This window comes from Sinorhizobium fredii USDA 205 (genome assembly GCF_001461695.1).
GTDB classification, from domain to species: domain Bacteria; phylum Pseudomonadota; class Alphaproteobacteria; order Rhizobiales; family Rhizobiaceae; genus Sinorhizobium; species Sinorhizobium fredii.
This window is the reverse complement of sequence record NZ_AUTC01000036.1, coordinates 1-6,445: the sequence shown is the minus strand read 5'-3', so window position 1 is coordinate 6,445 and position 6,445 is coordinate 1. Positions and strand designations below refer to the sequence as shown.

The 6,445-nt window shown below is 57.7% G+C and carries 6 protein-coding genes; 2 read left to right on the top strand and 4 right to left on the bottom strand.

Annotation, left to right across the window (positions count from 1 at the left end; genetic code table 11):
* Window positions 1–104: 104 nt before the first annotated feature.
* The 4 genes from N181_RS35470 to N181_RS05710 form a co-directional block, all read right to left on the bottom strand.
* The gene (locus N181_RS35470; protein WP_153451229.1) at window positions 105–248 is read right to left on the bottom strand and encodes an RHS domain-containing protein; all 144 of its coding nucleotides are present in this window, start codon (window positions 246–248) and stop codon (window positions 105–107) included.
* A gap of 555 nt (window positions 249–803) precedes the next feature.
* Window positions 804–1,790 (bottom strand): NAD(P)/FAD-dependent oxidoreductase, encoded by a 987-nt coding sequence (locus N181_RS05720; protein WP_042779356.1) that lies wholly within the window; start codon window positions 1,788–1,790, stop codon window positions 804–806.
* 16 nt (window positions 1,791–1,806) lie between these two features.
* A complete protein-coding gene (locus N181_RS32920) occupies window positions 1,807–2,241 on the bottom strand; it encodes a hypothetical protein (RefSeq protein WP_153451223.1) in 435 nt (144 codons plus the stop codon).
* A 104-nt stretch (window positions 2,242–2,345) separates the two neighbouring features.
* Window positions 2,346–3,329: an IS5 family transposase gene (locus N181_RS05710; RefSeq protein WP_060563289.1), complete on the bottom strand. Its 984-nt coding sequence runs from the start codon at window positions 3,327–3,329 to the stop codon at window positions 2,346–2,348.
* Between the two features lie 641 nt (window positions 3,330–3,970).
* On the opposite strand from N181_RS05710, the gene N181_RS05705 reads away from it, so the two are divergent.
* Together N181_RS05705 and N181_RS05700 are read left to right on the top strand one after the other, a co-directional pair.
* Complete coding sequence (locus tag N181_RS05705) at window positions 3,971–5,581, top strand: tyrosinase family protein (RefSeq protein WP_042779320.1); 1,611 nt, start codon at window positions 3,971–3,973, stop codon at window positions 5,579–5,581.
* Between the two features lie 126 nt (window positions 5,582–5,707).
* Window positions 5,708–6,040 (top strand): hypothetical protein, encoded by a 333-nt coding sequence (locus tag N181_RS05700; RefSeq protein ID WP_060563288.1) that lies wholly within the window; start codon window positions 5,708–5,710, stop codon window positions 6,038–6,040.
* Window positions 6,041–6,445 lie beyond the last annotated feature (405 nt).

Genomic DNA, 6,445 nt, shown 5'->3' with positions numbered 1-6,445 from the left:
GGGAATCCCCTAATTGCAGGGCGTTGAGAGGTTTTTCAGCGCCGACGAAGTAAGTGAACCGTATAGCGAAGATAAACGCAGTTGCAGCGTGTTGAGCTGCTTGACTAAAACAAGCAAGCGAACTTCCTGTTCACGCCCACTTGCCCCTCGGTGTTGGTCATTTCCTGCGATGTACCGATCTGGTCGGTGTGGAAGTAGTAGAATCTGGCTTTTCGTTCCGGCAGTTCGGGGTCGCTTTCGGTTTGCAATTCATTGAAGGGTTAAGTTGAAATCGGATCTTTATCCAACGCCACTGGCCTGCATGAGTGATAATGAGACGCCGAGGTCAGCAACCGCCGCTATAGAAGCCGCCCGTCAATTCTCCCAATCGGAAATGATTTCGCGCAAGACCGAATCGGTCCGATCTTCGGTATCGAGTAAATCGTCGCTCACGTCCTCTTCGGCACTTTGCCCCATGAGTTGAGTGGCAAACTAGTCGACGATATTTGTCTTGCTTCCAGCCGTTTGCCTGTCTGAGTCAATTGAAATATGTCTCGACACAGTGGCTTCGAGCAAGGACTGCCAGAGCATGGGCAACCACGGCTGCCCTTTTTAAGGGAGTCAGCGAGCCGTTCTTCGAGTATTCCTTTGACGTCCTGAACCGCCTCTTCGCTCTGGCCGATGATAATTTAGGTCTTGTGGATTTTGACTAATGTGGGAACTGTGGCTTCTTGAATGGCGGTGGCGGCTTCCTTGATGAGGCTGTCGCGTTCTGGATCGTTTTCTTCCGGGGTTTTCATTGGCGCGTATGGCAATGCTGTCGACTATGCTCCGCCATTCGAAGGAACGAGATTCCTAGCGGCATACACCTGCCCCCTACCGCGTTCGGAATGCAGGAAAGTCGACATCATCGCCGCGGAGTATTCGAGTGCGACATCGCGGGTAATGCCACCCTCATGCTCGGTAATTATGCCTGCAGCGACCACGGCGGCGGAGAGGGCATTGAAAAGCCCTTGAGAGGCAATCGGGTCAAACGCGGCGGCAGCGTCACCAATGGCAATCCAACCAGGACCAGCGTGATGAGCCAGGCAGGTTGAGGACGCGTTGGCGATATCGGCCGGCACGCCATTAATCGGCTGGCTCCCTTCTCGGCAGATGGTCCAGCTTTCGTGGCGGCCGTCCGGGCCGTGCGTGGCGTAGTTCCAAGAGGTGTCGTCGGCTTCGACATCAAGCCAAACCGGCTCCCCGTCGGTTGGGCTTGAGTGATCGATCGGTCGACGCTGTGCTACGAGGCGCTCCTTGATAATGCGTTGGGCCCCAAGCCTGCGTGCGAGCGCGGCAGTACGCCCTGTCGCGTCGACAACGACTGAGGCAGACAGGCTCGCTTGAGCGTTGCCGGCGACGTCGAGCAGGAAGACATCGCCCTCACGTCGGATTCCCGTTACGCGACCAATGACGAATTCGGTGCCCGCTGCGAGCGCGAGTGATCGAAGGCGGTCGTCGAAGGGCCGGCGATCGACCACGAAGCCCCGGCCAGGCGGGCGGCGAATGAAGTCGTCGAACTCGACCTCGGCAGAGAGCCACCTACGACGAATTCCGAGACATGGACGCGCTATCATGGGCTCTTTGAGTACATCACCGAGCGAAAGCGCATCGACGATTGCCATCGACGACGGCGCGAGAACCTCCAACCGATCAAGACGCTTGCCCGGCGGGTCGATCAATGCCACTTGCCAGCCCTTCAGCGCGAGCAAGCGTGCGATGGTGGCCCCAGACGGCCCCGCGCCGGCGACGGCAATGTCGACCCTCATCACCCCAGACAAGACGTCACACTTCGCCTTGGCGGAACGCACGGCGACCGCGGTTGATCTCACGCGGCTGAACGGCTCCAGCTGGCGCAGCGGCGCGAGCCTTGAGCTTCTCGGGATCGCCGAGTTCCTCGACATTTCGAACCAACTCGACCTTCAGGTCATCACCCGCTTGGCGCTTGCTTCGACCTTGCTCGTAGCGCACGTCTGCTGGGAGATGGTTGGTCGGCGTTAACGGCGGCAGGACCATTCCGAGTCCGGCCCAATTCTGCACCATCCGAGAAATTCGTCCAAAATACTCGCTTCCCTTGACGTTTCGTAGCCAGTCGACACGGTACATGAAGTGCTTGTAGATCTGCACCTGGTCCTTCGCAGCATCGAGCGCTAAGGCCCGTAGGTAGTTTTCATCCGCAAGTACCTGCTCGGGCACGCGTGCGCCCCAGAAAGTCGGCATCGAGAGGAACGTCCAGGGTGTGTAGTAATCTGAGGAATTGCACGACGCGCGGCGTTGGTGCAGCGATCAAGAATTCGACGGACCTCGGTCTTTGACAGGGTTAACTATGTCTGCCTAACCTGGCAGCGGACAGAGTCCGGGCGTCCGCATGCCAGCATTCGGTTGAGAACGGCGCAACCGATGGCGACCTCCACCTGCTGAGCTGCGAACGAACGAGCTCGCAAGCGTCGTCCGATTGAAGCCTTGTATCGCCCGATGGCGGTTTCGATCAGCGCCCGCTTGCCATAGCCGGTGGCTGCCTGCCATTTCAGCCGCCCGTCTTTTGCGATCGTCGCTATGTGCTTGTCCCTTTGACCGGGCGGCCCGGTGTCACCGCTTTCAACCGCCGTCGAACGCGGTGGAATGACGACGCTCGCGGTGGCACTGTGCTGCAGGACAGACCTATAGGTTGGCTTGCCGTCATAGGCTCCGTCGGCTGTGAACTGGTCGATCCCGCCGTCGATCTGGCTGAGCAACGGCTCCACCTGGGAAGGATCATCCGTGCCCTGATCGGTCAGCCTATGGGCAATGATCTCGCCACTATTGGCATCCACTGCCAGATGGAATTTGCGCCAATTACGGCGTGATCTGGCGCCATGTTTCTCCTCAAGCCATTGCCCGGCGCCGTACACCTTTAACCCCGTGCTGTCGACCAGCACATGCAGCGGGCAGTCCGGCAGAGGCGGGTTTCGTTGGGCCGGCAGCTTCCACGTTTGTGCCCGACGGCTCAGCGTCGTATGATCGGGGACGGGTATCTCAAGTCCCATAAGATCGAACACCGAATTCATGAGCCCTTCGGTCTGGCGCAGCCGCATTCCGAACACACAGCCCAGGGTCAGGGCCGTTTCGATGGCAAGATCGGAATAGCGGGGTTGACCACCTCGCGTTTTTCGCCGTGGTGCACGCCATCCAGCCAATGCTTCCGGCGTCATCCACAGTGTAAGACTGCCACGCCGACGCAGGCCTGCCTCGTACTCCGGCCAATTCGATATCCGAAATTTCGTCTTTGCGATGTGATGACGGCGATCGGCGTTGTGTTTATACGGCATGGCACTCAAATCAAGCTGATTGCGATCCTGTTTGCCTATCGCCGAACCGTTCAGAAATTATTCATGCAACAAAGCCGAGAATAATCCAACAATATCAGCGATTTGCCGTTTATGGACGGGCACTAGCTAGGAGGGATTTCGCGTTCTCGGGTGTGGCGACGAGGGTGTGAGCTCCCATAGCTCGGGCCGACTTGGTAGTCACTGAGGACACCGGCGGTATCGCGTACCGCTCGGCACCGCTAGTGCTCGAACGACTTACGCTCTTTCTCGATCGCGTCGTGGTTGGGATCTTTGCCAATTCGCGTAGCCGTTTAACTCGCGGTGACAGTGGTAGTGCGGGTGAGGACGCGCTCCTATGCTTTTTTGCTCCAGGCAGCATTGCTCCAAAGGCTGTCACCTTTGGCGGACGGTACCGGGAGGCATTTCTCGAGTTTCGATGCTTCTAGCGGATTATTGCATCTGAAACATAGTTAGCCCGAACTTTAGCACAACCAGTAGTTTTGAATGGATGTGCGCTATACCGTTTTGCGATAAATTATCTGCGAGGCTGAAAAGCAATGCACTTGTAACCACCGGATGACTCAGGGTTCTGAAAGCTGGAAAGACCTTCGGACCAACCACTTAATCGGGGGATCAACTCGATGACACGCACGCGATTTCTGACGATTTCACGCCGCTCTTTCATCAAAGGCGCAACCGCTGCCGCTAGTACAGCGCTTTTTGCACCGAGCATTCTGCGGGCGGCGAGCAAGTATAGGCGCAAGAACATGACCAGCGCTGAAGGGCAGAAGGACTTGCAAAGTTATATGGACGCCGTCACCGCGATGCTGAAGCTTCCCCCATCGGACCCGCGCAACTGGTACCGCAATGGCTTCATCCACCTGATGGACTGCCCCCATGGCGACTGGTGGTTTACCAGCTGGCACCGCGGGTATCTGGGCTATTTCGAAGAGACTTGCCGCGAATTGAGCGGCAATCCGGATTTCGCCCTACCATATTGGGACTGGACGGCCAATCCCGAGGTTCTGCCGCCGCTGTTCGGCACGATTCTCGATCCCGTCAACAGCTCCGCCTACATTCCTGACCTCAACAGCTTCCAAGACACCATGCAGGCGCCGATTAAGGCCTATTGGGACAGTCTCAGCCCTGCCCAATTGCAGCAGCAGAACTTGCGCGGTTATCCGGATTTTGATGCGCTGTGGAGCGACGCGATGGCGAGCTTCGCCAATCAGCCGAATGCCCGCTTCCTGACGGCGCAGAATCCGAAGCTCAATCCTGCCACCCAAGTTGCGGTCGACATCGACACCATCAAGGCTTCGCTGGCGCCGACGATATTCGCCAATGACGTGGGCGATCCGAGTCTCGCATTTAACAGTCCGGTATCGTCTAGTCACCAAGTGGCACCGGTCGGCTTCTCTATTCTCGAAGGTCAACCGCATAACCGCGTGCATATGAGCGTCGGCGGCCAGAACGCCCCCTATGGGTTAATGTCACAGAACCTCTCGCCGCTCGACCCGATCTTCTTTCTGCATCATTGCAACATCGACCGGCTATGGGATGTCTGGACCCGCAAGCAGCAGGCGTTGGGTCTGCCCATCGGGCCAACGGTTGCCCAACAGGCGCAGTACGATCCGGAACCCTATCTCTTTTATGTCAACGCTGATGGCAGCCCCGTAACCGACAAGATCAAGGCCGCCGATTATCTCGCAATCGGCGCCTTTGAATATGATTATGAACCTGCCAGTGGCGAAGAGGTCATTCCGGTTGCAATCGCCGGCCGCTCAAACCCCATTCCGGCTTTGGAAGCAGCCGTGCCTCCGTCCGCTGCCGTGGCAATAAACAAGCCGGCGACCGCCAAGCTCACCGTTTCGCAGGAACTGGTGGATGTTGCGACCAAGCCTTCGGAACAGTCGCGTCAATTCGCCAGGGTCAGCATCACGCCGCCGATGGACGTTGGCGGACTGAACTTCCTCGTCTTCATCTTCCCCGAGGGGACGACGCCTGATCTCAACCCGGATGGACCGGAATTTGCCGGCAGTTTCGAGTTCTTCGGTGTTCGTCATCAGCATACGGACACGGTTAGTTTCACAATACCAATCGACAAGGCGCTCGACACTCTGATCGACGATGGTAGGCTCAAAGCGGGCGAACCGATCGACTTCGCCGTTGTGGTCGCGCAAGAGGGCAAACGTATTGAAGGCAACATGCCGGTGGAGGCACGGCTGACTGACATTCAGGTGGGGTCGTTCTGAACCGCTCGAGGCACAGGAATCCACGGTTTTGGGTGATGCCGTTGGTCGCAAACATGCTCGCGGTGTTTTGGCAATGCTTGGCAAAGGGATAACGGCAGCGCGCCTGCTGCGGGATTCAAGGCGGAGATGGCCGATCAACAACGAAGAATTGTCATCAACCTACCTCGGGCGCCGCGGCCGGACGAAACCGTGGGGCTCAATATCGTCACCGGCCCGTTACCGCTCGGCGCGGAAATCCGCTTTCGAACCGCCTCCGGCCGCTTGATCGGTTCCGCCATTCCATTCGGCAGGACCGATCCCAACAGCCAACCGGTATTTCAGCTGTCGCTTGCCGGCCGCTACATCAAAGGTTCCCGACTGGAAATCCTTGCGGACATGCTCGACGCCGGAAGTTCCCTGCCGCGGGCGCCGACCGAACAGGAACTGGTCTCGGTGACAGCGTGGTTTGTGCCACAGTGAAATATTTTACCGTGCCAATTTGACCCTATTCAAAGAAGAGGCGCTACTGCTCCTCCGATCGGGAGGCAGCAGAAATTGGCCATTGCGGCAAATTCTCGAATTCATTGACATGGATGCGCGCGAAAGCGGCACCGCTCCTCCCGGATAAGCCGCCCGCATAAGATTGGGGCTCTAAGCGGAAGGGATGATGGCTGAGCAGTGGCGTCGCCGACGTATTGATCGTGCGGAGATTGCCTCGGCAAAGAACGACTTGGCCCCTTCCAGTTGTCGAACTGCGCGTCTGAACTTCTCTTCCGCATTGAGCAGCAACTGAGCGGCATTCTTAGCTCGATTTCGGAGCTGTAATTTGAGGTTATCAAGTCGGCGCTGAAAAACCTCTCAACGCCCTGCAATTAGGGGATTCCC

Coding starts and splice junctions, on each gene's coding strand:
- N181_RS05720 (WP_042779356.1), bottom strand. CDS start 1,790: ATGAGGGTCGACATTGCCGTCGCCGGCGCGGGGCCGTCTGGGGCCACC.
- N181_RS32920 (WP_153451223.1), bottom strand. CDS start 2,241: ATGCCGACTTTCTGGGGCGCACGCGTGCCCGAGCAGGTACTTGCGGAT.
- N181_RS05710 (WP_060563289.1), bottom strand. CDS start 3,329: ATGCCGTATAAACACAACGCCGATCGCCGTCATCACATCGCAAAGACG.
- N181_RS05705 (WP_042779320.1), top strand. CDS start 3,971: ATGACACGCACGCGATTTCTGACGATTTCACGCCGCTCTTTCATCAAA.
- N181_RS05700 (WP_060563288.1), top strand. CDS start 5,708: ATGGCCGATCAACAACGAAGAATTGTCATCAACCTACCTCGGGCGCCG.